We start from the raw sequence: 26,714 nt of genomic DNA on the forward strand, positions 1-26,714 counted from the left end.
ACGCTCGTGACGGGCGTTCCCACGGCGTTCCTGTATCAACACACGTTCTCCGCCAATGCCGGAACGAACACGATTTGGGCGCAGGGGCTCAGCGCGCGCCGCTACAGCGTGGGTGACAGTGTGGAAGGCAACGCTCGCATCATTCTCGTGCGCAATGCCACGCCGTTCGCCTCGGCCAGGGATCCTCGCCTGCCGGTCACCATCCCGACTTCGGGCGCGGTGAACGGTCAGGACGGACAGACGTACACGCGTACCACCACCATGTGGGGGCAGTTCAGCGCCGTCGACGTCGTGAACGGTATCGATGCGCGCATGATCGAAGCCGAGTCGGCGCTCAAGGCGGGAAACAACACGCAATGGCTCGCGATCCACAACGCGCTGCGCGCGGCACCGCCGAAACTCGGCGAAATTCAGCCCGCTGTCATGCCGGCGCTGGTCGATCCCGGCACCGAAGCGAGTCGCGTTTCGCTGCACTTCCGTGAGAAGGCCTTCTGGACGTTCAGTCGCGGCCAGCGACTCGGCGACATGCGTCGTCTCGTGCGTCAGTACGGCCGCACGGTCGATCAGGTCTTCCCGCAGGGTGTGCACTTCAAAGGCGGCAACTACGGCGGAGATGTGAATCTCCCCGTCGTCACCGACGAACGGAACAACCCGAACTTCAAGGGTTGCACGGATCGGCTCCCTTGATAACGGCGAAGTAAAGAGTTGGGAGTAGGGAGTCCGATATGCGAAGGGCCCCGAGCGAGAGATCGTTCGGGGCCCTTCGTGCGTGCGGCTGTGGACCGCGTGACGCCTACTTCGGCTCGAGCGCCGCGGATATGCGGTCGGAGAGGTCGCTCCAATGGGCACGGGTGGTCGTCGCAGGCGATGCCAACGCGGCGGCACGTGCTTCACGCTGAATCTCACGCAGTTGCAATCGCGCTAATGCGGGCAGGTCGCTGAGCGCGAGCGCGGGGGCCGACACGAAGGGTACGAATCGCGCGGCGGCACCACCACCACCGCCGCCCGGCGGACCAGCCGCCGGTGCGCTCGGCGGCGAGATCAGCGCTTCCAAGCGCTGCACGTACACCCGCTGCAGCTGACGACGGCCAGCGTCGGGCGTGTTTCCGGCGAATACCGCGCGCTTGAGATCGGCCATGTACTCGGCCAGCGGATACGCGTTCACCACATCGTACTTCTCCGATTCCGCCAGCCGGCCCAGGCGCGCGGGGGTGAGCAGCGACGTCAGCACCCCGGCCTGACGCGTAGACACCACGTTGCTCGGGCCGATCCGCTGGGCGATGCCCGGCGGCGACAGCCAGCTTGGCGTGGTCATGACATTCGCCGAAAGGAACGCGAGTGCCGCCTCCTGCCGTGCCTTGGGTACCACCCGATACACCGCGCCGGTCTGCTCGGAGGTCTTAAGGTCCATTTCGACGCCGCCAATCATCGTGGCCACGTGGTTCATGTTGCCGAACCAGCGTGATACCGATTCCTCGTATAACTCGCGCAGTTCGGTGTAGTCCTCACCAGGCGTCGATGTCCACGCCACTAGGTTCGGAATCACGCGCTTGTAGTTCATCGTCGAGAACGTCGACGCCTTGATCGGATCGTCGCCGAGATCTTCCGTCTGGTTACGCGGATCGCCGGCCGCAAGCTGCTGCGACGCGAAGCGATACGGGAACGCGCCGGTCTGCTGCGTGAGCCAGCGATGCAGCGTCACGCGCTCCGCTTCGGCCGTCGGCGCCGCAATCACGCGATAGCCCCAGTTGATCGCAAAGTCGTCGAACGGACCCACGCGTCGAATGAAATCCTTGGGCTGCAAGCCGTCACCTGGCTGCGCGATGTAGTTCTGTCGCGCGTAGTCCATGATCGTTGCGCTTACGCCGTATACCCGCGTAAACGTCGGGCTCCGCAACGAATCCACCGGGAACGACGCCGAGGCGATCATGTTGTGCTGCAGTCCCAACGCGTGACCGACTTCGTGCGTGATCACCTGACGCATCGTCTCGCCCATCAACTCTTCGGGAATGTCCAGCGTGCGCGCCGTTGGATTGGCGCCGCCGGTTTCCATCATCAGCCAGTTACGGTACGAGCGCATGTGGTTGTGATACCACGTGATCTCGCTGTTGATGATCTCACCGGAGCGCGGGTCGTGCGTGTGTGGTCCGGTAGCGTTACGTGTGAGACTCGCCGCCCAGCGTACCACGGAATAGCGCGCGTCGTCGAGATCGAAATCCGGATCGTCGGCCTTCGTGGGCGCATCCTTGGCGAGGATGGCATTCTTGAAGCCGGCCTTCTCGAATACCCGTTGCCAATTCTCCACGCCCTCGCGCACGTAGCGCTTCCAGCGGGTCGGCGTGGCCGGGTCGAGGTAGTACACGATCGGCTTGGTCGGCTCGACTAACTCACCGCGGGCGTAGGCCGCCGGATCTTTCGGCTCGAGACGCCACCGCGTGATGAACGCCTGACTCTCCGCTTTTTGCACGTCGAGTCCATAGTTCACGCGGTCTACCGAAAAGTAGCCCACGCGCGCGTCGGCATAGCGCGGGCGCATCGGCGTCTTCGGCAACAGTACGAGCGATTGCCGTGTTTCCATCGTGACCGTCGCGCCATCTTGGTCACTGGGCGGCGTGGCGGCGTCGAACGTTTGCACCTGCCTGACTTCGATATTGGTCGGGAAGCTGCGCACACTGCTGATGTAGCTGCGGGCGGCGTCATAGCGGCGCACACCGTACGCGCGACGCTGATTCGCATCGAGGCCGCTGGTGGCCGGGTTGTCGTTCGCGAAGAAGTCGGTCACGTCGATCACGTAGGCCGCGCTGTCGCTGCCGAACGCGGCAATCGGAAACGCGCCGATAATCGCCGGATAGTTGTTCTGCGCCACACTGCGTGCGATCGGTAACGAGTCGTCGGCCACGGCCGAGGTGCTCATGCTCTTCAGAAGCACACGGTCATTCACGCGCTCCCATCGCACCAGCCGCTCGTTCAGCGACGTGCCGGCGCTTTGAAATCCGCCGGCACCGGCCGGCACGCCCGCCACGCGCGTCACCATCAGGAAGTCGCGTCCCACCAGCGAGTCCGGCACTTCAAAGAAGTAGCGGTCGTCCACGCGGTGCACCGTGAGGCCACCCCGCTCGGTGCGGGCTCTGACGGGAATGACCTGCGCGTACGGACGTGGGGCACGCCGGGCGGCTGCGCTGGCGGTACTAGCGCCCCCCTCCGCCGGGGGCTGCGCGGCGCCACCGGCCGGCGGCGTCTGTTGCGCGCGAACGGTTGACGCCGTAGCGCTCGACGCCGTCGCGGCGGTGGCCGCCAGAAACGCGCCGGCGAGAATTTCACGAGGGAGATGCATAAACATCCGGTCGGGGTACACAGGTCGTTCCGAGGGCGCTCGGCAATAGTGCCATTCGCAATACGCGCGAGCAACACGGCGTGATGGAATGCGACACCGATGCGCTGGCCGAGTCGATTGACCATCTTTTATCAATGTTGCAATCAATTCCGAGTTTGCTCGCCTGGATTTTTGGCACCAGCCTGGCGGCTATCAGTGGGGCGGTCTCCGCCAAAGCGGCAAACGAGTTCTATGGAATGCTCGACAAGCCGACGTGGGCACCGCCGGGATGGCTTTTTGGCCCGGCGTGGACCCTGCTGTACCTCCTCATGGGTACGGCCGCGTGGCGCGTCTGGCGTGACGCCGGCTTCAGTGGCGCCAAGGTGGAGCTCTCGTTGTACGCGGTGCAGCTCGTCTTCAACATGGCCTACAGCTACTTCTTTTTCGTGCGTCGCACCGGACTCGGGGCCACGATTGACGTAGTCTGTCTCTGGCTGACAGTCGCCATCACGCTCGTCCTCTTCTGGCGCCGAGACGTGCTGGCCGGTCTGCTTTTTGTGCCGTACCTCACGTGGGTCACTTTCGCGACGGCGCTCAGCATTGCCGTGTGGCGCCGAAATCCCGGACTGTTGTAGGTCGTTAGCTCGCCAATCATTATGCACGGGCTCGCCACCTCGGGCGCACAAGTCGTGCGTGAGATCACGGTGGACGTAGATGAGGGAATGGAAGTTGCGCTAGAAGGACGATATGTCTTATGGCCTCGTCTTCGGCGCGCTGTTCGCCATCCTGTCCTTCGTTGGGTTCATTGGCGGACTCGTCTGGTGGGTGCGCAGACCCATCTCGGTTCGGCGGAAGTCGCATGATGTGCTGCCACTTTTCGGCCACGATCGCGCGGTGGTGTATGCGCGCACTGAAGATGAGGATGACGACGAGGATGACCGGGCGCAGTTGATCATGGCTCGGTCGCCTAATCGGGTAGCGGCGGCAAGCGGAACGGTCACGAGCACACCGGCGTCGGGGGGTAACGGTGCCGCGCAGGCCACCGGTCGCGCCGCACCACGCACCACGCGAGCCTCCTCGCCGAGCTGGTCGACGCCGAGCGCACGCACTGGATACGCGCCGATGCCGGACGCCGCGATGTCCGAGGCCGCACAATTCGACGGCCATTCCGTTCGCTACAGCGTCCCCACGGACAGCACGCTCCAATTCCTGCCCGGACGACTCGAGATCATCGGCGGTCCCGATGCGGGCCGTGACATTCGCTTCGTGCGTACACCCGGGCGCGATGCGGTCGACGTGACATTCGGGCGAAATGAAGGACCGCCGTATCGTCATGTGCAACTTCACGACGCCACGGTGAGTCGGGCGCACGCCCGCATGCGCTTCCGCGACGGGCGGTGGTTGCTGTCCAATCTTTCCGACACTAATCCAGTCCTACGCAACGGCTTCATCGTCGATGGCGATGAGGACCATGCGCTTGTTGAGGGTGACCGGGTTGAGATGGGTGAGGTGGTCTTCCGGTTCCACGTCTGATGGTGGACGATCACAGCGAGGCGGCGGCGGTCGCCGATCTCGATGACGAGTACGAGATCGTCGCCGAACTCGGACGGGGCGGAAGTGCCGTCGTATATCGCGCGAGGGATCGCGTGCTGGGACGGGACGTGGCCATCAAGGTGGTACGTGGGCGTCCCGGTGGGCTCGACGATGAACTGATTGCGAGGCTCGGACGCGAAGCGCGGATGGTCGCGCAATTGCAGCATCCGCAGATCGTTTCGGTATACGCGGTGAAGCGACTGCCGGATGGGCTTGCGCTGATCATGCAATGGGTGCCCGGTCGCACGCTCAAGCAGACGATTCTCGAGGAGGGTCCACTCGCCCCAGCGCGCGCCGAAAGCCTGCTGCGCGACATCGCGTCGGCATTGGCGTATGCGCATGCGCACGGTGTCATCCATCGGGATGTGAAGCCCGAGAACATCTTTCTCGACGCCGTGAGTGGACGTGCGCTTCTCAGCGACTTCGGCATTGCGTCGTCGCGCGAGTTCGATTCTCGACTCACGATGACGGGTACGGCGATCGGCACACCGACCTACATGGCGCCCGAACAAATCGACGGTGCGACGGCGGACGCGCGATCGGATGTCTACAGTTTGGGGTTGGTCGGGTGGGAGATGCTCGTGGGACATCGTCCGTGGGAAGGCGACTCGCTGTACAACGTGATCTATCGGCAGAAGCATGAGACGCTGCGGCCAATCGACGACGTGCGCACCGACGTGCCCGAACGCTTGCAATATCTCATTGAACGTGCGTTGCAGAAGCGACCGGGAGCCCGATGGGCCGGAGCCGATGGATTGCTCGCGCAGCTTGACGGGAGCGTCCTTCCACCCGATTGGACACACTGGCGTGTTGCGCATCGCCGGCGCCGAGTGGTACGAGATGCCGAGCGGGAATCACAGCGTGCCGCGCTCCGCGATCCGAATCACGCGAGCCGGGCCGCGGCGCCGATTGGACTGTTGGCGGCGGCCATGCAGACCATCCGCTTTCGCCGGCCGGCGCCAGAGATTGCGCAGGACCCGTCGACAGCCGCGCTCGAGCGCCATATCGCACTGGTCACCGGTGAGGCCGGCGCGGGCGACAGCGCGAATGCGCCAACAGACGTGCACGCCGCGCACGACGTCGATGTCGCGGCCGACGATCAGCCAACGTGGATGGAGCAGGAGGACGATGACACGGATGTCGTGACACCATCGCGCAGTCGTCGCTGGGCGGCCATCGGAATCGCTGTGGTCGCGCTGGTCGCGCTCGTCGGGGTATGGTGGGCCAGTGAAGATCCCGGTGAGCGGAGCGTGCCCGATACCGCGGCGCTGTCGCCGCTGTCGGATCGCGCGGCGGTGGAATTACCGGTGGGTTTGCCAGTGGCCGCTCCCGGTGCTCCGTCCTCAGCTGCGCCGGCGGCTGCAACATCGGATCCCGTCACGGATCCGCGATCAGGCGCCGTATTGGTCGACAGTATGGCGGCAACACTCGGTCAAATCGCAGGAAAAGTCGTGCCGTCTCCTTCCATGACAGGAACGGCAGTGACCTTACGCCGAATTCGAGCACCGCTGCCGATCCCGACGGCCGTCGCGCCGATTGCGCCCGAGACACCGGTGCCGGATGGGCCCATCCTGCGTGCCACATCGGACCCCGGCTTGGTCGCTGCCGGCGGGCGACACTCGTGCGTCATCCGCGATTCGCGTCTCACTTGTTGGGGCGCCAACGACGATGGACAACTGGGCAGCGGTAGCTTCGAGGACGCAGCGCTTCCCGATGCGGTGCGGAGCGACCTGCGCTTCACGCAAGTGTCCTCTGGATTTTCGCACAGCTGTGCGTTGGCGCGCGAGCGCGATGTCTATTGCTGGGGTAGCGATGCATTCGGACAGTTAGGCGATGCCACGCGCACGTCGCGTAGCGCACCGGTACGTGTCGCCTCGAATTTGCTTTTCACGGTGGTGCGCGCGGGACGCGATCATAGCTGCGCGCTCACCATCGATGGCGTCGTCGCCTGCTGGGGAAGCAATGCGCGGGGCCAATTGGGCGACGGCACCACGCTTGCGCGCGCCACGCCGACCGCCGCTGCTACGCCGCTTCGATTCATCGCGGTCACCGCCGGGTGGCACCACAGCTGCGGGCTTTCGCGTGATGGAACCGCGATCTGTTGGGGCAACAACACCAGCGGACAATTGGGCGACGGAACCGTCGTGTCGCGCACCACGCCGCTACCGGTTGCCGGCAGCACGCGCTTCACAAGCATCGCCGCCGGCAGCGACCAGACATGCGCAATTTCCACCTTTGGTGCGTTGTGGTGCTGGGGACGCGATGGCGGAGGCAGCTCCCCCGGAACGTCGCGTGCCGAACCGATACGAATTGCCTCTTCGGCGGCGTATACCTCCGTGGTCGCCGGGACTGTGCACGTATGCGCCCGCACGACCTCGGGCGATGTGCTGTGCATGGGCCGTAACGGCTACGGACAACTCGGCGACGGGACCACGAACGATCGGACCGTTCCCGTGAAAGTGATCGCACCGTCCTCGTTCACGTCGATCAGTGCCAATGGCGCACACACCTGCGGTGTCCTCGCCGGCGGTGAGACGATGTGCTGGGGATACAACATCGACGGACAACTCGGCGATGGTACCCGAAACAATCAGCCGCGGCCGGTCCGCGTAGGAACTCCGCGATGATCGCGCTCTCATTCTCCACATATCGACAGTCCGTACCGCACGCCGCGCGGTCGCTTCGACGAGTCGTGAGCACACTGATGGTATCACTGTTGTACGTGGCCGCGACGGCGTGTGGTGGGGAAACATCCACCACCCCCGCGACCGGCGGCATCAGCACGATTACGGTGTCGCCGCAAACGCTTACACTGGGCGTGGGCAGCAGTGTGGCGCTCGACGTCGCGTTGCGCGATGCCAACGGTCAACCGGCAAGCCCGCGCACCATTTTCTGGTCCAGTAGCGACGCCACGATCGTGCGTGTTTCGGCCTCGGGACTGATCACAGCACTGGCGCCAGGCTCCGCGCAGATATCCGCGACGGTGCAAGGGAAGAGTGCTGTGGCGAACGTCGTAGTAGCTCCGTTGGCCGTGGCGAGTGTGCAGCTTTCGACAGTGGAACTGCGCCTTACGACCGGTCAGCGCGTACAGCTTTCCGCCAGCGCGCGCGACGCGTCGGGCGCGCCCTTGAGCGGACGTGTCATCACGTGGACGGTCGGCGATGCCAGCATTGCAGTGGTGGACAGTACCGGTGCCGTGACCGCGCTCGCCCCTGGAGGCACAACGGTCACAGCCACCAGCGAAGGGCGCACCGCGGCTGCTGCCGTATTCGTGACATCGATTCCAGTGGCATCGATCGGCGTCACGCCGTCCAGCACCTCCATTGTCGAAGGACAGACTACGCAGTTGCGCGCCGAGGCGCGTTCGGCGGCCGGCGTTGTGCTGACCGGACGTACGATCACATGGACGTCCGCAAATGCCACGGTGGCGAGCGTGTCGTCGTCTGGCCTCGTGACCGGCGTCTCGACCGGAACGACGACGATCACCGCGTCCAGCGAGGGCCGTTCCGCCACCGCCGCCATTGTGATCACGGCGCGTCCAGTGAATGGCATTGTGGTGTCGCCGTCTCAGCTTTCGCTCATTGCGGGTCAGAGCTTTTCACTCAGCGTGCAGATCACGGACGCGGTGGGTAACCTACTGAGTGGTCGGCCGGTCACGTACCGCTCCGATAATACCGGCGTCGCGCAGGTCACAACGTCCGGTGCCGTGACCGCCGTCGCGCCAGGCTCTACCACCATCACCGTAGCAAGTGAAGGGCGAAGCGCAACGGTGAGCGTGGTGGTGTCGGCCGTGCCGATCGCGGACATTCGCGTTACGCCAAGCCAGTCGACGCTTACGGTTGGTGGCGACACGTTGCTCACGGCCTCCGCGCGTGACGCGTCAGGCGCCACACTCAGCGGTCGGACGATTACGTGGAGTAGTGGTGCGCCGAGCGTCGCCACCGTGTCGTCAGCGGGCGTTGTCACGGCGGTCGGTGTCGGTAGTGTCGTAATCCTCGCGCAGGCTGAGGGGCGGATCGGGTCGGCCACCGTCACGGTAACTGCGCCGCCGATTGCGACGGTCACTGTCGCGCCGTCAACGGCCTCGCTCGAGGTGGGTGGTACGATTGAGCTCGTGACGACGGTGGCCGACGTCAACGGCGCTACAGTGTTTGGCCGCGTCGTGCTCTGGAGTTCGAGCACGCCGGCCGTGGCCACGGTCTCGAGCACCGGGCGCGTGACCGCCGTGACGGCCGGATCGAGCACGATCACCGCCACCGTCGATGGCAGATCGGGCACCGCGCAGATCACCGTGTCGCCCACGCCAATTGGTACCGTGAGCATCGCTCCGACCAGTAGCACGCTGGCCATCGGTGGCACCGTTGATCTCGTCGCCACGGTGCGCGATGCGAATGGGGTGGTGGTTACCGGACGCAGCGTGGCGTGGAGTTCGAGCACGCCGGCCGTGGCCACGGTCTCGAGCACCGGGCGCGTGACCGCCGTGACGGCTGGATCGAGCACGATCACCGCCACCGTCGATGGCAGATCGGGCACCGCGCAGATTCTCGTCTCGTCGCCCGTCGTGCAAACGGTCGGGCGGGTCGTGGTGAATCCCACCTCGGCGACGATCAAATCGTCGGGACCATCGGAGCGCACCATTCAACTCCAAGCCGTCGTGTACGCCGACAGCGCAAGTGGGGGACGTGTGCTCACGGACGCGATGGTGGTGTGGACCAGTAGTGCGCCGCTCATCGCGACCGTGAGTGTCGACGGATTGGTAACTGGAATCTCGGAGGGCACCGCGATTATCAATGCCACCAGTGCTTCCAAGTCCGGCATCTCCACGATCACGGTAATCAAGCGATGACGCTCGCACGCATGCCATATGCACTAGGGATGCTCTTTACCTGCGCGTGCGGAGCGGCGCGGGTGAGCGCGCAACCGATATCGCTTTCAATCAAACGTGTGTTCGCCACGACCATCGTGGCCGGCTGCGCACCAGTTGGCAGCACCAGCGCATCCCCACCACGCGATGTCGCTGCAGCGCGTCGCGCGTTCGCTTCGGGGCAGGAGTCGTCGTTGCAGGGTGATCCTCGCGGGGCAGGCGTCGCCTTCGCGCGGGCGTCCGCCCTGGATCCCGCTGATGATCGCATCGCGTACGCGTTTGCGCGTGCGCTTGAAGAAGTGAACGACAGCTCGGCAGCGGTGCTCGAGTATTGTCGCGCCCTCCGCTTGTCGCCAGCCGGGCGGGACGTTTCCGACATCCGCGCTCGCATCGAACGGCTGACGCCGAGGGGAACGGGTGCCGTGTTGCTCCGGGCACGAGAGCGGTTCGCCGTGGGCGTAGTCGCCTTCGATTCGCGCCGGTATGAGGAAGCGCGCCGGGCGTTTGACGACGCAGCGCGCGCCGTTCCGGCGGCAGTGGAGGCGCCATTTAATCGAGCCATCGCCCAGCTTCAACTCGGTGATCGGTCAGCCGCACGCCGCGATTTTGCCACCTATCTCACCCTGACCCCGGATGCGCCGGATCGGGGACTGGTACAACAATCGCTCGATGCGCTTCGTCGGCCTCATTATGGGTCGGGTGCGGCCGTCGCCGTCGGCCTTATCCCAGGAATGGGGCAGTTCTACACGCGCCGTCCCGCGTGGGGCCTCATTGTTCTCGCGCTGGTCGGCGGGTCGGCGTACACGTCGATGTACAGCTCAAGCCGCAGCGTGACGGTGCCGTATGTCGATCCGAATGGGGTGCCAGCTCCATACGCCGTGAGGGTGAACGAGCGGCCCTACCGCACCTCGGCGCTTGCCGTTGGCGCCGGGCTCACTCTGGCGGCGGCCCTCGAAGCGGGAAGGTTCGCCAAGCGCGGGTCGACGCCGTTCGTGATTGCTCCTCACGGGAACGGGGTTGGTCTTGCCGTTCGCTTCTGAAGGCTTATGCAAGTGCCTACTTGCATAAGCCGAAGATTCTTTCAATGCTTGCTCGCCGTCACGTAGCGCGGATGGGCTTGGTGTACAAAGCTTCACGGGTAGTTACGGAGACGTGCACCAACCGTCACTAGGATGGCCGCGCGGCGAATTCTCAGTGACGCACGGAATCTCGTTCTTCGTACAGCTCGCTCCTTCGGCCGTTGGATGCTATGGCCTATCTTCGCTGCACCGCATGCGGTTCTAAGGCGTTGGTCGCTGCCTCGCAGTGTCCGCGTTGCGCTCACCCCTTTAACCTGCTGGGTTCTCGCGGTGATCGGGTGAAGCTGTCTCGTTGTCGTGGTTGCGGAATCATGCATCGCTTCGACGGCACCTGTCATTGGTGCGGCGTGTTGCCCAGGGCGTTTTGGCAGTCTCCGGCCCTGTGGCGATCGGCCGCCGCTGTGCTCCTGTCGGTAAGCGTTGCCGGTGCTGCGTGGCGATACGGATCGCCGCTGCGGGTGGATCTCATGCAGCGATTGAGTGCGGAATCGGTAGCGTTCGACCAGGTTGCGACCAATGAGCGCGTGTCGGTGTCATCATCAGGGGTAGCCGAGGTGGCGCTCTCGGCAACGGCGACCAACGTGACGTTGGCCGACAGCCTCGCGCTGTCGTCGGCGAGCGCCATCGACAGCATCATCTGGACACCAGCCGTGGCTCGTACGTGGGTGAATGTCCGCAATGACGCGAGTCGTGGCGGCGAAGTGGTGGGCGTCATCAAGCCGGCTTCGCGCGCGATGCTGGGTACCGACCGGGCCGGTTGGCGCCAAGTGCGTTCCCCTGACGTGACCGGTTGGGTCGATCCGCGACTGTTCGCACCGGATTCGCTGCGCATTCGCGGCGAGTGATGTCGGCCTCGAGATCCGTCCCGATCTCGCGCAGCAGTTGCCACGTGGATGCTCAGCAGAGAGTTTCCACTGACATGCAGCGAAACGTGATTTTCCTCCGGCGTGCCTTCACGCTGATTGAAGTGTTGGTGGTGATCGTGGTGATCGCCGTCCTCGCCACGTTCGTGGCGCCCAGTCTTTTTCGCAACGTGAACGACGCCCGCGTGGCGACGGCCAAGGCGCAGATCGAGAGCTTCGGCACGGCGCTCGACGGCTATCGGCTCGACAACGGACGCTACCCGACCACCACGCAGGGGCTTTTGGCCTTGTGGCAGAAGCCGGTGATCGATCCGCCGAGTGGCTGGAGCGAGCCCTATCTGCGTAAGCCGGTTCCCGATGATCCTTGGGGACGTGCGTACCAGTATGTCGCGCCGGGCAAAGTGAATCCGGCCAGCTACGATCTGCTAACCTACGGTGCCGATGGTCAACTTGGCGGTGAAGGCGAGAACGCGGATCTCACCAGCTGGAAGTAGTTGGTGGCTTGGCGCACGCGCTTCGCGCCGTCACCGACCGGGTATCTGCACCTCGGCCATGTCGTCAACGCGATCCACGTCTGGGGAATCGCGCGAGCGTTCGGCGGTGATGTACTACTGCGCATCGAAGATCACGATCGCACGCGCTGTCGAGAGGAGTACGAAGATGCCCTGCTCGACGATCTTGATTGGCTGGGCTTCGTACCAGACGTCGGCCGCACCGACAGCTTTCGCCGGGCACGTGTTGCACCCTTGGAAACGCTGAGGCGCCGCGAACCGCGTTCCCAACGACAGTCAGACAATGACGCGCGCTACACCGCAGCGCTCGCGATACTGACCGAGCGCGACCTCACGTACGTGTGCACATGCACGCGACGCGACATTGCACAGCACGCGCCGCATGCTCCCGGCGCGGAACCCCGATACCCGGGCACCTGTCGCGAGGCGCGTCATGCCGAGACGGAGTCACTGGCGCGACGCGTGCGCACGGGCGAGGGCGTCGTAACGTTCGACGACCGCCGGCGCGGCCTACTGCAGCAGTCACCGGTGGAGCAGTGCGGCGACGTGCTCGTGCGCGATCGGCACGGACAATGGACGTATCAGTTTGCCGTCGTCGTCGATGACATGGAGCACGACATCGATGTCGTGATACGCGGCGAGGATCTTCTCGCCAGCACAGGCCGACAGCTGCAGCTTGCGGCGCTGCTCGGACGTGAGCGGCGATTGGCGTGGTGGCATCATCCACTGCTCGTGCATCCTGACGGCCGTAAACTCAGCAAAGCGAATCGGGACACATCGATTCGGGATCGGCGCGCCGCCGGTGCACACGCGGCGGCACTGCTCGGCGAGGCGGCCTTTCTGGCGGGACTGCTGCCGGCAGCCCGTGATCTCACGATTGACGAGCTGCCATCGCTGTTCCGTCAGAGCACCGAGTTTCGCGACTGTCCAGCAGGAGCGTTCCAACAACTTTGAGAGAAGAAAGAGCGACCTCGGCTCGAAATTCAGATCTGCATCGCGGGGTGGCGGCGTGCGTTGTTGATTGATCTGGCGATTGCGAAGCGGGCCACACGCACGACCTGTCGGATTTCGGTCACGCCATTCCGCTCTCGTGGTATGCTGTTCTTCGCGATCTTCGCGATCTTCGCGTCAACCGCGGTGCTGGCGGCGGCCTCGGAGCGGTCGGAGAGCCAGCTGATTCACGCGAAGATTTGTGCCAATCCGCGGTACACTGTTCGTAAAAGGTCGCAGAGAACAGCGGTACCGCGGATCAACGCCAACAACCACGGGTGGTCGTTGCGACGTATTCGCGAGCACGCCTGCTAACCGGCGGTGAGGCGGCCGCTTCAACCACGAAATTGCCGGGCGGTGTCGGACGACGATAGTGGATGGTGGATCCGCCGCGCGTGAGTGGCGGCGGCGAACACCGTAGCTGGACCGTGTTGCGCCTAGCGGGTCGTCAGCAAACCGATCACTACCAGCAGAATCCATTGCGGGCCCTTGTAGCCATCCGTGCGATCGTCGTACGACTCGTCGAGCGAGTGTGCACCGCGACCCACACCGCCGCCGTCCAGCGTCACGGCAGCGATGCCCTTGGAAATCGGAATGTTGGCATCGGTGCTCGAGATCGTGAGCGGCGCGTACACATTCATCGTGCGCGCCGCGGCGAGCGATGTCCGCACAATGAACGTCGTATCGGCGGTTGTCCCGGCGGGACGCAAACCGGTTGTGTCGATCAGCAGCGCCAGCGGCACCGTCGACTTCGGCCAGCGCGCCTTTTCTTCGGCCAGCGCCTGACGCAGCGCTACCTGTAAACGGGCGTCGATGTCGGCCAGCGCCGAAGCTGATTCGCTGCGCAGGTCGATGTCCATCACGCCCTCGGCGGAAATGGAATTCACTGACGTGCCCCCCGAAACGAGACCCACATTGAACGTGACCTTCGGATTCGTCGACGCCTCGAGCGCGGCGATTTTCGCGATGGCACGGCCCATGGCATGGATCGGATTCGGCATGCCGAACGCACCGTAACTGTGGCCGCCCGGGCCTTTGTACGTCACGCGATAGCGGTTGCTGCCGACGGCGCCGTTGGTGATGCCGAAGCCGGTGCCGTCGATCGAGATGAACATATCGATCGAATCCTTGAGCGGGCCGCTGAACAACGCCCGCACGCCACGTAGGTTGCCTGGACCCTCTTCGCCCATCGTTCCGACCACCAGCAGGCGGCCGTTGAACGGGATCTTGTTGGCGATGATCTGCCGTGTGGTGGCGAGTACGGCCGCCAGTCCACGACAGTCGTCGCCGATACCGGGGGCGGTGAGCTTTGTGCCCTCGCGCTTCACCTTGACGTTCGTGCCCTCAGGGAACACGGTGTCGAGGTGACCGCTCAATACCAGCGTGGGTCCCGGGCCCGCGCCTTTGATCTCGCCGATCACATTGCCTTCGCGATCAATGCGCAGCTTTTGCACGCCGAGCGCCGCCAGTTTGTCACGGAACGCGGCCGCGCGCGCCGCCTCCTTGAACGGTGGGGCGGGGATTTCACAGAGAGCAATTTGCTCGCTCAGCGTCCATTCGTTCTCGTTCTGCAGCGCCGACAGGGCCTTGGCCACGGCGGGCTGCTTGGCGAGTCGATCGAGCGCGGCTTCGGTGGGGGTGACCTTGGCGGCCAGCTTGGGCTGCTGCGCGTGGCCAGCGGCGGGCGACGCCAGCGAGAAGGTCAAAAATGACAACAGCGCCGGGATGGTGGTGCCGACGCTGCGAGGCGAAACGAGAGAGGACATGACGTCAGGAGGTAATCGTGAGCGTGCCGGCGGTCGTGTTCAACGCGACGGTGAACTCGGAGAGACCGCTGGTACGCTGGCCACCGGTCCACGCGCCGCTTGCATTGAACGTGGCGCCATGGTTCGGGCAGCGGAAGCCCGTCCCGTTGATCAACACGGTGGTACGTTGATGCGGACAAATCAGCGAATAGGCCCGGTATTGGCTCGTGGCCGACCGAACGACCGCGATCGGCGTCCCCGCACCACTCACGACGGCGATCCCACCCACGGCGCCGAGGGCGGAGTAGTTGGCCAAGACAACCGTTTCACTCACGTTGGACGGTCCAGTGGCACCGCCGCCGATGCCATCGCCACAGGCGGCCAGGACGGCGGTAATCGCCAGCGCGGAACCCGTGGTCAGAAATTCCCGGCGGTTAACGCCAGCGCTCCGGCAATTCGCGCAGTCGGACATCATGACTCCCTGTAGAGATTAAAGTCTGGACGAAATGGTTCAGATTTTGACAAGCGCGGCTGCCCATTTTGCCGGGTCGAGGTCGCTCGCGAGCGCAACGTCAGGGTCCACGACGATCTGCACGCCATCACGAGTAATCGGCAGGCGGTCCATGTTCCGCGTGGCGCGACCGCTCACGAACGTGCCGTTCGGCAGGTACTTCGACTTGTGGCGCGGGCACTGAAAGCCCGCGTTCTTCGGCATCGTCTTCAGCGCCGTATTCTGATGCGGACAGGACAGGGCGAACGCGAACACCTCACCATGTGAACGACAAAGGATCACTTCGTTCGCACTGTCGATCGATACGCCGTCGACGGCGGGCAACGTATAACGCACCGCACCGCCGGCCGCGCGCGGCACCAACGCGGAGATCGCGTTGACCGGACCAAGCGCGCTGAGCGCCGCGATCGATGCCGCGCCAGTGAGCGCGGTGCGTAAAAAATCGCGTCGCCCAGAACAACCCGAGCACGGCGAGTGGGAATCAGTCATACGACGGCGTTCCGAGGCAGAAAGGACAGGAAAGTGAAATCAGACATCGGAGAGCACGACGCCCAGCAGTACCATCGCGAACCACGCGGTCAGGCTGACGGCAGCCGAGCGCTTGAGCACCGCCCACGGGAGATGAGGGCTCGGCCACTGCGTCGTCTGGTTGATGACGACACCGGCATCGGTGGCGGCGATGAGCACGCGCGATTCGGTGCGCCGCATGTACGCGCCATTCGCGATGAGTACGAGGAAGGTGGCCATCTTGGTCCAAAACACTTTAGACACGGCGAAGGTCCCGACGTCCGCGGTGGCCATGGCGAGGCCGCTCAACACCATGATCAGAATGGAACCGATCACGATGGCGTGCGTCGTGCGCAGATCTTCCGCCGCCGCCTGGTACGCCTCACGTGTTCCCGGTGTTGCCAACAGCACGCGTCGATCCGCCGCGATCGCCAGCCCGCCGCCGGCAAACAGCGCCAACATGTGCATAGCGAGAATCGTGGTAGGGATCCATGCGCTGTCGGCGTAGTAATCCGACCAAGGTTGAAAAACGGCGGTCAGCGTCTCAAGCATCAGCAGCGATTGGCGAAAGAGGGTCAGTTGCCGATTAGCATAATCAGCCAGCTCACGGTCGAGACGCCCATCGAGCCGAGCGCCACGTTCCGGTGTTTTCGACGCGCGGTCATGTCTTCCTCAGCGTCGTTCGCGAGCTTGGTGCCGGCGTAGGCGAAGCCGCCGCTGGCGGCGGTAAAGAGCATGCTATGGATGATACGACGGGTACGGCCGTTGGGATCCTTTCGGCCCTCCCAGAGGTTCCATCCTCCGGTCACGGTGTTCGCGCCGAATAGGATCGCGCTCCCCGTGGCCGCCGGTGCGTGCATGTTGCGCGCCCACGACGGGGCGTCGGTGCCTTTTTCGAGCAATTGGTCGCCAGAGAAGTACGACGCCGCGAACAGCGGAATCATTCCCCAACTGAGAATCTTGTGGATTCGGAGTCGGGTCGCGTACCCATCGCTGTACACGACCGCTCGTCGGCGAACCCGTGGCACGGTATCCGCAGAGAACCTCGTCAATCCAACCGGAGTTACCACGGTCGCGGCGCGCGGCCGCGGTAGAGAGTCTGCGTATACTGGAGGGGACGTTGTCCCCGGACTCACGGCTCCCTGCCAGACCATGAGAAAGCCAACCGCGACATCGGTGATCGGGATCATGCAGGCACTCCGAATGGATGACTGGACGGACGAACGGGGAATCTACCCAGACGTGATGAACGGTCGATGAACGGTGAACACGCGGGAGACGACGTTCCCCCGTGGTCGCGACGCGAATTGGTGCCGCAGCGCACTCGTTCGTTCGCTGGGACGGGGTACCAGGCTACGGTGATCGCCTCGACTTACATTGCATAGACGCATGCGCCACCCCAAAGTATTCCCGTCGCGTTCGATTTTCTTCGCCCTTCTTGCACTCGCCGCGGCCGGCTCGCCGATGCGGGTGGACGCGCAGCGCACCGCTCGGTGCGACGCAGCGCAGCGGGTGCGTTCCGTGAAGTTCGCCGGAAGCCCGCGCTTCGATGCGACCACGCTGGCGGCGAGCATTGTCACGCACGAGCCGGGATTGGCTACGCGCTGGTTTCGTATCGGCACCGCGCCCTGCCTCGACTCCCTCGAGCTCCGGCGCGATGCGCTGCGGCTGGCGGTCATGCATCGACAGGTCGGCTGGTTTCAGGCCTCGGTCATGCCGACCATCGATCGCCGGCGGGACGGCGTGCGCTTGCTCTTCGCGATCAACCCTGGTCCCGACGCCGTCCTCGACACGATCTTGATCCAGGGGGTTCCTGAGCCGACCGCGGGCAAGCGCCCGTTCGAGGCGCCCCTCCGCGCGCTTGAGAACAAGCGCTTCGACCGGACGCGTGTCGACACGACAATCGACCGTGTGCTTACCCGCCTGCGCGACGCGGGCTATGCGCGCGCCCAACGCCCACAGAGCAAGGTCTCGATCGATACCGCCACGGCCCTGGCCACGCTCTCGCTCACCTTCGCGCCCGGCCGCGTCCTCTCGATCGGCAACGTGCAGATCGACGTGCAGCCGCTCCGTGACGGTAGTCCACGGATCGACTCGGCCGATGTCGCGCGGCTGGTCGCGATTCACCCGGGTGATCGCTTTCGGGCCAGCGCGATCCTCGATGCGCAGCGTGACCTCTACCGCTCCGAGGCGTTCCGCCTGGTGCTGATCGACACGCTCACGCCCCTGACCGATGCGCGCGACAGCGTGCTCGATTTGCGGGTCGCCGTGGCTGAAGCCCGTACGCGGGCGGCGCGCGTGGGACTGGGGTGGGCCACGCAAGACTGTATTCGTATGCAGGGGCGCATCTCCGATCGCGGGTTCCTCGGGGTCGGCCGCCGGGTTGAGCTGTCGGCGCGTGCCTCCAAAATTGGCGTCGGCAGCCCGGCTGATTTTGCGCCAGCGCTCTGCTCCGGCGCCCTTCGTATTGATCCGTTCAGCGAGAAGCTGAACTATTACGTAGGATCCACGCTCTCCAATACGCGCCTGTTCGGCTGGCCCATTCAGCCGGTGTTCACGGTGTACAGTGAGCGTCGGGGCGAGCCGTTTGCGTACCTGCGCGAAACCAGCGTCGGTGCCCTGGTCGAACTCTCCCGCCAGTTCACCACCCGCACCGCAGGCGCTGCCGGATTTCAGTACGAAAACGGCAAGACGATCACCGATCCCGCGGTCTCGTGCGCGCGATTTGGACAGTGCCGCCCTGAAGATTTCGCACTGTCGCTGTTCGGTCGCAGCATCGGTGTCGTCAGCACGAGTGCCTCGCACGATCGGACGAACGACGCCGTCAATCCGTCGCGCGGTTGGCGTGTGCGAGGCGACGTACGGGCCGGGCAAACCTTTTCGCAACTGGTCAAGTCGCTCACGTTCTATCGCGGCACGGGAGAGGCGTCCACGTACTTCCGCTTCGCCGGTGGCGTGATCGGCACGCGAGTGCAAATGGCACGGGCCTTCGCGCCCGGCGCCGATCTCGTCGATGGCTCGCCATTGATCCCGCAGCAGGAGCGGATCTTTGCCGGCGGTCAAAACTCCGTGCGCGGCTACCAGCAGAATCTGCTCGGTCCCCTGGTGTATGTCGTGTCCGGTGCGAACGTCATCGACACCGTCGGCGCCAATGGCGAGCGCGTGGTCGTGGTGAAAGACGGCGCGACCTTTGATCGCGCCGTACCACGCGGAGGTACAGCGATGGTGGTCGCCAATCTCGAATGGCGCCGCGGTTTCCGCTTCATTGCCGAACAGCTGCAGTTCGCGGCTTTCGTGGACGCCGGGAACGTGTGGGAAGCCCAATCTGAAGGCTTCCTCTGGGGCAACCTCCGCGCCACGCCGGGACTGGGGCTTCGCTTAGTGACGCCGCTGGGTCCGTTCCGAGTGGATGTCGGCTATCAGCCGTACGAGCCGCGCGCCGGACGCGCCCTGTTCTTCACGTCAGGCGACAACAAAGGCACCACGGGAGACATTCTCTGCGCCAGTCCGCGTGACATCAGCGATCCACGCGCCATCGATATTTTTGACTGCCCGAGCACGTACCGTCCAAGCAGCCGCCGCGGTGTGCTCTCGCGGCTCACGTTCCACTTCGGACTGGGGCAGGCGTTCTGATGACCACGCCGGATACGAGCGCCGACACCGACGGATCACCGGGTATGTCGTCGCGCCAGCGGCGCTTCTGGTGGGCGGCCGGTACTATTCTCGGTGCGATCGGCGGTTTGGGCATCTCCTACTATCTCGCCGTCAACACGGAGAGCGGTCGCCGATGGTTGCTCAGCGCGGCGATCTCCGGCGCCAATGGGTTGTTCGGTGGCCGCGGCACCCTGCGGGTCGGTATTCTGCGATCCATCAGTCCCACGCACATCGTGGCCGATAACGTGTCGCTGGTCGATACCGCCGGCGTGCCGGTGGTCACGGCGCAGCACTTGGAAGGCTCGATCGAGATCAGCGGTGTGTTCAACAAAGTGATCCACATTCGGACCCTCGCCGTGCGTGGCCTTCGTCTCGACCTCGAGCGCGACGAGAAGGGACCGTGGAACATCGCGTATATCATTTCCGGCGATACCACCAAGAAGACGCCGCGCAGCACACCCGGTTTCGGTGATGATATTCGCATCGACTCCCTGATCGTCGACGGTGGACGGGTGGGAATGATTGCGCCGTGGGCACCGCATCCGATCTTTACAGGTACCGCGCGGGATAGTGTGATTGCGGTCAAGGATAGCCTGCATGATATCGTGCGGGCGCCCAATGGCACGTACTTCGAGCGTCGGCTGGTGGTGCTTGAGCGGGTTCGTGCCCACGATGCCATCATCGTCGATGTCGAAAAGCGCCCGGCGTCGATGCAGCTCGACACGTTGAGCGGTGTGATCTCCGACCCTCCGATCCGCATCGCGCAAGCTGCCGGCGCGATTCGCTGGACAGGGGACTCCCTGCAACTGAACCTCCGCGATGTGAAACTGCCGGCGTCCACCGGCACCGCCGTTGGTACTATCGACTGGCACAACCCGGGACCGCTTCGCTACGACGTGGTGATCAAGACCGATGCCGGGCTCACGGACCTGCAGTGGATCTGGGATGTGCTGCCAGCTGATGGACGCGGATCGGCAATCGTGCGCATGCGAACGTTGGAGAATCCCGACGATGTCGAGTTCGCGCTCACCGCGCTCGATGTGAAAAGTGGTGCGTCCCGCATCACCGGTGGCATCGACATCGTGCTGCAGCCGGCGCAGATGCGACTGCAACGGGTCGACTTGGCGTTCGTGCCGCTGCACAGTGATCTGCTCCGTCGGATCAGCTACGACGCGCTGCCTCCGGAAATTCGCGGCACGTTTACCGGCAAGCTGGTGGCTCGTGACGGCGGGCCGCTCACGGCCTTCAAGATGGATCTGCTCGACGCACGCTTCGCCGATGCGCTCGTGCCCGGTGGCGCGGTGTCCACCGCGAAACTGCGCGGCATGGTGGCGATTGGAGAACGTCCGCGTGCGTGGGGTATGACCCTCGATGATGCCCGGGTGGACCTGCGTTCCGTACGGGCTCTCTCGCCGGCGCTCATTCCCGTCGTGCCGGCCGTCGATGGTATGCTCACCGCGCGTGGAGTCATCCGGTCGGCCGACCTCGACGGGGCCGACCTCACGAATGTGGGGCTCATGTGGACCGACGCCGTCGGCAACATCTCGGTCATTCGTGGGGATGTCCGAGCGCGGTATGGTGGAGCCAATGCGAAGGCACCGCTGGTGAACGCTGTCCTGCAGCTCGATCCGCTCTCCATGCGCGCACTGGCCCGGATCGACACCACACTGCCCATTCGCGGTGCCATCGCGGGTCGGGTCACGATGGACGGCCGCACCGACGCCATGCGTTGGACGGCGGCGCTCCGTGCCTCCGATGGCAGTGGGGTCGTCGCGCCGAACAACACGAATGCATCCGGCAGCGCGGTAACCATGCAGGGGACGGCGGCGCTCACCGCCAGCACGTGGCAACTCACCGCGGACGGTGCGCTCAATCAGTTCGACGTGCGCCAATGGATCGGGCGCCCGGATGTGCCGTCCACCGCCGTGGACGGCACGGTGACGCTCTCGGCGCGTGGTCCCCGTTCGGCCAACGGCGTGAATGCCACGGACAATGCGAGTCGGTCGCTTTTCGAAGGGAACATGGTGGCCGACTGGAAACAGCTGGCGGCTGATGATCGACCCGCCTTCGACCTGTCTGGAAGTGTGTCACTGGGTGCTGAGCGTCTGCTGGTCGATTCGGCCACGGCGCACATCGGCGGTGTCACCTTCGATGCGCGTGGGGCGCTGGCGCGCGACTCGCTCAAAGTGGATACGCTCACGCTGTCCGCACGGGCCGACTCCCTCGGTGCCGTGCGTGCGCAGCTCGATCGTCTCGCGTCCATGATGCAGTCGGTGGACAGTAGTACGGCCACGTCGTTGCGCAAGCTCGCGGCGGATACGCTTGAAGGCGACCTGTCACTCTCCGGCTACCTGTACGGCAGCCTCACCGATGCCGGTGCCACGGCGGCCATTGGCGCGCGAGCAATGCAGGTTGGATCCGTCCGCGTGGGACGCGTGTTCGGATCCGCCAAGGCCGATCACGTGTTCACGCGCCCCGCGTTCGAAGGCGCCGCCACCGCCGACGATATTGATGGACTCGGCGCCATTCGTTTGCAGACCGTCGGCTTCCGCGTCCAGAAGGCCAACGCCGACAGCGGCTTACTGGCGCTCGATGTCAGCTCACAGTCCGAAGCGCATCTGTTCGCGCGCGGTGTCTACACGCGCGCACCGTCGCGATTCGCGGTCGCGCTCGATTCGCTGCGTCTCGCCTACGCCGATGTCGTGTGGCGCAGTGCGAAGCCGATCATGCTGGAACAGGACTCCGTCGGCTTTCGCCTCTTCCCCGTCGAGCTGCGCTCGAACGTCGCGGGTGTACTGAGTGCCTCGGCCAACGTGCCGAGCAGTAGCGCCATCACCGGCTCCGTCCGGCTCGAACAGTTCCCGGTGGGCGAGCTCGCTGCGCTGCTCGCCGGCACGCCCACCTTCGCCGGGACCCTGAGTGGCACGGCGGAGCTGACCGGCACGCGGCCGTCGCCGCTGTTGTCGTGGGCCTTGCGCGGCGATTCGCTCGGAATCAACAGGTTTCGACTACCGTCGATCAATTCGACCGGACAGTACGCCGACCGGACGCTCGTGGTCACTGCGCTGCTCACCGATTCGCTTGGGGGAGCCCTGCGCGCTGAAGCACGCGTGCCCGTCGACCTCGCCATCGCTTCGGTCGACAAGCGGATGTTGTCGGATCAGGTGGACGCCAAGATCACGGCGGACTCGTTACGACTCGAGGGGCTGCCGCTTGCCATTGACGGGGTGCAGCGGCTGCGCGGTCGCGTGTCGGGACAACTGGCACTGAGCGGGAACATGGACCGCCCAGTGGCTCGCGGGTCCATGACGGCCGAGGGCGTCGGCGCGTTCTTTCGCGACCTCAACATCGAGCCGTCCGACGGTCGCATCGTGTTGCGCGCGGCCGAAGACTCGCTCATTCTTGAGACGTTGCGCATTCGTAGTGGCGATGTACTCGATACGATCGGCGCGTCGGGTGCGCTGCATTTTCATGTCGGCGAGCCGTCCACTGTCTCGCTCAAAGTCTCCGCCAACAACGCCGAATTGTCGCGGCAGCGCGATGGTACGGACCTCGACCTCAGCGCCAACGTCACGTTGGTCGGTCCGCTCCGGCGCCCCACCCTCAGCGGTGCCATCTTCGTACCCCGGGCCAATCTCGTGTTCGATCCGCTCGGCGCGCGCAATGCGCTCGATCTTTCCTCTGAAGCGGCCCGCGAGTTGCTCGGCGCAGAGGAAGTACCGGTGGCGGAGACGGCGGCGCAGTCGTTGGCGGCGCTTGGCTCGTTTCTGAACGTCGAAAATGCACGCGTCGACCTTGGCAACGAAGTATGGGTGCAGACGCCCGAGGCGCGGGTGAAGGTCTCCGGCGGGCTCTCGGTCGCGATGAGCGGAGATCGACTCGCCCTCGAGGGTGAGCTCAACGCGAACCGAGGGCAGTACCGTCTCGATCTCGGCGTCGTCAGCCGAAGTTTCAGCGTCGATTCGGGACGCGTACGCTTCTTCGGCAGCAGCGCGATTGCGCCAACGCTCGACATCAGCGCCACAAACACCGTCCGCGTTGCCGCCGGCAGCGCGATTCCGGTGCGCGTGCATATCGGTGGTACCTACGACGTACCGGTGCTCACGCTCTCCAGCAGCGATCCGCTGTACGCCAGCGCGCCCGAGTCGGAAATCATCTCACTTTTGATCTTCGGAGCGCCGACGTTTGCACTCGATGGGGCAGGCCAAAGCACCGTGCGAGCGGTGACCGGTGTCCTGCTGCCCACCGTCGGCGGCGCCGTGGAAGGCGCCTTGCAAAAATTCTTCCCCGGTATCAACACCATTCAAGTGACCAACGCCGGCGGCCAGTCGCAGCAAGATCTCTCGGCCTTGTCGTTGCTCGATAACCTCAGCATCAGCGCCGGCAAGCAGCTTGGAGAACGCACGTTTTTGCGTGCGAACACTGGCGTCTGCCGAGGGGGCGCGGCCTCTTCGCGCTCGTCGCTCTGGATCGGCCTGGCCGCCGAGTACCGCATCAGCCGAAATCTCTCCGGACAGATCGGTATGGATCCTGGCTCGGCACCCTGCACCCAGCTTGGCACGAACGGCCTCCCGCGGCTGCAGTTCGGTTTCGATTTGTTCCGCGAGTGGATCTTTTAGGAACGTAGGGTCCGGGTAGCGCGTCTCGCGAACACGATGCTGGTGTGAGGTCAGCGAGCCGCCGCGGAGTGGTCGCGTTGCAGGCGTCGCCAGGCGCGACCGATGACCGCAGTCGCACCACCCGCGAGCGCACCCAGCGTGGCCGCGAATGTGATGATCGGCTCTCGCGTCCCCGCGTCGCCCAGCAGCACGGCCAGTAGCTCCCGGCGCAGCTTCAGGACTACCGGCGACGCGACCTTGATGCTGTTGAAGTTGCGGTCGTAGCGCGTGCCGACCCCTTCGATAAGCGCTGCAGTGCGCGCGAAGTACACCAACTCGCCGGGTAAGACGATCGGCCAGTTGAACAGCTCGCGCATAACCCGATCGGCGATGGCGCGCGCCCGGTCTTCCATCGTCGTGTCCAGAAACGCGATGTCAAGCAGCACGCGAACCAGCTCGCGCATTGCATCACGCGAGGTACCCGGTGCGACCATGCCCAACGCAAAGAAGCCATCGGTCGTGGCATCTGCATCGCGGCGAATGGCCGCCATGATCGTCTCGAACAGCGCCTTGCGCACCGGCACGCCGACGTCGATCACCATCCCGAAGTCCAGCAGCACGAGGCGTCCTTGGGCATCGACCAGCAGGTTGCCAGGGTGCGGATCGGCGTGGAACACGCCGTCGCGCAGCATCATCCGCGCGTAGCTCTCGATTAAGGTCTCGACCAGCGCGCGAGGAGACACCAGGCCGCGCGCGATCTGGGCGTCCAACGCATCGATACGCGTGCCTTCCATAAACTCGAGCACGATGACGTCGCGACGGGTCAGCGCCGTTTCGACACGCGGGATGCGCAGGCGCGGCTCGTCCGAGAAGCGTTCGCGCATCCGCATGCACTGCATGGCTTCGCGCTCGAAGTCCATCTCTTCGCGCACGTGCCGGTCGAACTCGTCGAGCACCACGCGGAACCCCAGCACGTGATGATGCGGAAAGCGCGCGTACACCGTGCTCACGATCGCACGCGCCAATCGCACGTCGCGCCCGACCACGGCTTCTACATTCGGACGCAGCACCTTCACCACCACCTCACGCCCCTCGTAACGGGCGCGATGCACTTGACCCAGTGATCCCGCTGCCAAGGGCGTCTGGTCGAGCTGGTCGACGATGCGGTCGGGATCGGCGTGCCAAGCCCGGTGCAGCGCCGCGCGAATGTGCGTCCAGGGCACTGGCGGTACGCGGTCGGTGAGCGTGCCGAGGGCCGCGAGATACGGTTCGGGCACCAGGTCGGCTCGGGTCGCGAAAATCTGGGCGAGCTTCACGAACGCCGGACCAAGCACGGCTAGGTCGCGCACCATGCCACGCGCGCGGCGCTCGTGAAACGCCGGAGTACGCGGTGCGGCACCGCCCCAACGAATCCAGCGGCGGCGATCCCGTAGAAACGATAGCACCAGCGGTACCAGTCGCCAGAGAATCACGACTAACCGCGGCAGGTCACGCCACGGCATGAGACATCGCGTCGCGAATGAGCTGGTCGGCGTCGAGTCCGGTCAGTTGGGACGTGGTCGTCCACAGTTGCTCGGCGCGCACGTCATCACGGGCCGTTCGCGAAGGGATGACGCGTCGTCGCTTCACCCAGTACTCGCCGGACCCGTTCCGCGCCTCCGGTGCGTGCGCCAGCCACACCAAGGTGTCCGCCCCCTGCGTGGGCGTGACGGATACGACGTCCATGACGCGCCTGAGAAGGCGACCCACCCGACCGTTGTTGGTCGCGAAGCGTGTACTCACCACACCCGGATGCAGCGACTGCGTGACCACGCAGGACGGATCGAGACGGCGCGCGAGCGCTCGGGTGAACCAGATGTTATACAGCTTCGAATTCGCGTACTGGGTCCATCCGCCGAATTTGCGCGCAAGCTGCAGATCGTCGAGCACCGGATGTGCATTTTCGTGCGCGCGGCTCGACACGCTCAGCACGCGGGCGGGCGCGCCGGGTTGAGCGGAGGCCATCAGCGGGACCAACAGACGCATGGTCAGCGTGAAGTAGCTCAGATGGTTCAGCGCGAAGGTGCGCTCAAAACCGTCGGGCGTCACCTGGCGCTCGAGAAACATCGCGCCGGCGTTGTTGGCCAGCACGTCGATCCGAGGGAGGCGCGCCAGCAGCCGATCGGCCAGATCATGTACCGCCTCCTGACGCGAAAGGTCGGCGATTTCCCACGTGATCGGACGACCGCGGGCTGGGTCGCCGAGGTCGCTCATGATGGCGTGCGCCGCGGCGGCCGTCTTGGCCTCGTTGCGGCCAACCATGACCACCGACGCGCCGGCAGCCACGTACGCGCGCACCGCGGCCTTGCCGATGCCGTCGCTGGCGCCGGTCACGACAACGGTCTTGCCTTCCAGAGGGTTCGGGGTCGGTGCGTTCGTCATGGCCTGTGTCAGGGTAATGCCGCGCGATCGCGGGTCGTACCCCCATTCAACGATGCGAGAACGT

19 protein-coding genes are annotated in these 26,714 nt (G+C 64.9%); 11 read left to right on the forward strand and 8 right to left on the reverse strand.

Features of this window, described 5'->3' with window-relative positions; all coding sequences use genetic code 11:
* The coding region (locus tag ACLL97_RS08770; protein ID WP_411280094.1) for a hypothetical protein at positions 1-687 on the forward strand (687 nt) is incomplete at its 5' end.
* Positions 688-793: 106 nt separating this feature from the next.
* Here ACLL97_RS08770 and ACLL97_RS08775 read toward each other — a convergent pair.
* Complete coding sequence (locus ACLL97_RS08775) at positions 794-3,334, reverse strand: zinc-dependent metalloprotease (protein WP_411280095.1); 2,541 nt, start codon at positions 3,332-3,334, stop codon at positions 794-796.
* A gap of 134 nt (positions 3,335-3,468) precedes the next feature.
* Here ACLL97_RS08775 and ACLL97_RS08780 point away from each other — a divergent pair, with 134 nt between their 5' ends.
* From ACLL97_RS08780 to ACLL97_RS08815, 8 genes are all read left to right on the forward strand, one after another.
* Complete coding sequence (locus ACLL97_RS08780; RefSeq protein WP_411280096.1) at positions 3,469-3,948, forward strand: TspO/MBR family protein; 480 nt, start codon at positions 3,469-3,471, stop codon at positions 3,946-3,948.
* A 112-nt stretch (positions 3,949-4,060) separates the two neighbouring features.
* A complete protein-coding gene (locus tag ACLL97_RS08785; RefSeq protein ID WP_411280097.1) occupies positions 4,061-4,846 on the forward strand; it encodes an FHA domain-containing protein in 786 nt (261 codons plus the stop codon).
* On the forward strand, positions 4,846-7,533 hold the full coding sequence (locus ACLL97_RS08790; protein WP_411280098.1) for a protein kinase domain-containing protein: 2,688 nt from the start codon (positions 4,846-4,848) through the stop codon (positions 7,531-7,533). The genes ACLL97_RS08785 and ACLL97_RS08790 overlap by 1 nt, the downstream gene beginning before the upstream one ends.
* Positions 7,530-9,752, forward strand: coding sequence for an Ig-like domain-containing protein (locus ACLL97_RS08795; RefSeq protein WP_411280099.1), 2,223 nt, complete (start codon positions 7,530-7,532; stop codon positions 9,750-9,752). The genes ACLL97_RS08790 and ACLL97_RS08795 overlap by 4 nt, the downstream gene beginning before the upstream one ends.
* Positions 9,753-9,763: 11 nt before the next feature.
* Positions 9,764-10,810 carry a tetratricopeptide repeat protein gene (locus ACLL97_RS08800; protein ID WP_411280100.1) on the forward strand — a complete coding sequence of 349 codons (1,047 nt, stop codon included), beginning with the start codon at positions 9,764-9,766 and terminating at the stop codon, positions 10,808-10,810.
* A gap of 350 nt (positions 10,811-11,160) precedes the next feature.
* Positions 11,161-11,694 (forward strand): hypothetical protein, encoded by a 534-nt coding sequence (locus tag ACLL97_RS08805; RefSeq protein ID WP_411280101.1) that lies wholly within the window; start codon positions 11,161-11,163, stop codon positions 11,692-11,694.
* Between the two features lie 74 nt (positions 11,695-11,768).
* Positions 11,769-12,206, forward strand: coding sequence for a type II secretion system major pseudopilin GspG (gspG, locus tag ACLL97_RS08810; protein ID WP_411280102.1), 438 nt, complete (start codon positions 11,769-11,771; stop codon positions 12,204-12,206).
* Positions 12,207-12,209: 3 nt separating this feature from the next.
* Positions 12,210-13,178 carry a glutamate--tRNA ligase family protein gene (locus ACLL97_RS08815; RefSeq protein WP_411280103.1) on the forward strand — a complete coding sequence of 323 codons (969 nt, stop codon included), beginning with the start codon at positions 12,210-12,212 and terminating at the stop codon, positions 13,176-13,178.
* Positions 13,179-13,651: 473 nt separating this feature from the next.
* Here ACLL97_RS08815 and ACLL97_RS08820 read toward each other — a convergent pair whose 3' ends face one another.
* From ACLL97_RS08820 to ACLL97_RS08840, 5 genes are read right to left on the reverse strand one after another with little or no spacing between them, the layout of a single operon-like run.
* On the reverse strand, positions 13,652-14,980 hold the full coding sequence (locus ACLL97_RS08820) for a M20/M25/M40 family metallo-hydrolase (protein ID WP_411280104.1): 1,329 nt from the start codon (positions 14,978-14,980) through the stop codon (positions 13,652-13,654).
* Between the two features lie 4 nt (positions 14,981-14,984).
* Positions 14,985-15,434 (reverse strand): ubiquinol-cytochrome c reductase iron-sulfur subunit, encoded by a 450-nt coding sequence (locus tag ACLL97_RS08825; protein ID WP_411280105.1) that lies wholly within the window; start codon positions 15,432-15,434, stop codon positions 14,985-14,987.
* Positions 15,435-15,470: 36 nt separating this feature from the next.
* Positions 15,471-15,959 carry a ubiquinol-cytochrome c reductase iron-sulfur subunit gene (locus ACLL97_RS08830; protein ID WP_411280106.1) on the reverse strand — a complete coding sequence of 163 codons (489 nt, stop codon included), beginning with the start codon at positions 15,957-15,959 and terminating at the stop codon, positions 15,471-15,473.
* A gap of 39 nt (positions 15,960-15,998) precedes the next feature.
* Entirely contained in the window at positions 15,999-16,529 is a 531-nt protein-coding gene (locus ACLL97_RS08835) for a hypothetical protein (RefSeq protein ID WP_411280107.1), read from the reverse strand.
* Between the two features lie 23 nt (positions 16,530-16,552).
* Positions 16,553-16,921: a hypothetical protein gene (locus ACLL97_RS08840; protein ID WP_411280108.1), complete on the reverse strand. Its 369-nt coding sequence runs from the start codon at positions 16,919-16,921 to the stop codon at positions 16,553-16,555.
* 445 nt (positions 16,922-17,366) lie between these two features.
* Here ACLL97_RS08840 and ACLL97_RS08845 point away from each other — a divergent pair, with 445 nt between their 5' ends.
* Together ACLL97_RS08845 and ACLL97_RS08850 are read left to right on the forward strand one after the other, a co-directional pair.
* Positions 17,367-19,610, forward strand: coding sequence for an outer membrane protein assembly factor (locus ACLL97_RS08845; RefSeq protein WP_411280109.1), 2,244 nt, complete (start codon positions 17,367-17,369; stop codon positions 19,608-19,610).
* Positions 19,610-24,250 carry a translocation/assembly module TamB domain-containing protein gene (locus tag ACLL97_RS08850; RefSeq protein ID WP_411280110.1) on the forward strand — a complete coding sequence of 1,547 codons (4,641 nt, stop codon included), beginning with the start codon at positions 19,610-19,612 and terminating at the stop codon, positions 24,248-24,250. The genes ACLL97_RS08845 and ACLL97_RS08850 overlap by 1 nt, the downstream gene beginning before the upstream one ends.
* Before the next feature lie 50 nt (positions 24,251-24,300).
* Here ACLL97_RS08850 and ACLL97_RS08855 read toward each other — a convergent pair whose 3' ends face one another.
* A complete protein-coding gene (locus tag ACLL97_RS08855; protein ID WP_411280111.1) occupies positions 24,301-25,731 on the reverse strand; it encodes an ABC1 kinase family protein in 1,431 nt (476 codons plus the stop codon).
* Complete coding sequence (locus tag ACLL97_RS08860; protein ID WP_411280112.1) at positions 25,718-26,650, reverse strand: SDR family NAD(P)-dependent oxidoreductase; 933 nt, start codon at positions 26,648-26,650, stop codon at positions 25,718-25,720. The genes ACLL97_RS08855 and ACLL97_RS08860 overlap by 14 nt, the downstream gene beginning before the upstream one ends.
* Positions 26,651-26,714 lie beyond the last annotated feature (64 nt).

This window comes from Gemmatimonas sp. (assembly GCF_046594945.1).
In the GTDB taxonomy this organism is placed as follows: Bacteria; Gemmatimonadota; Gemmatimonadetes; order Gemmatimonadales; family Gemmatimonadaceae; genus Gemmatimonas.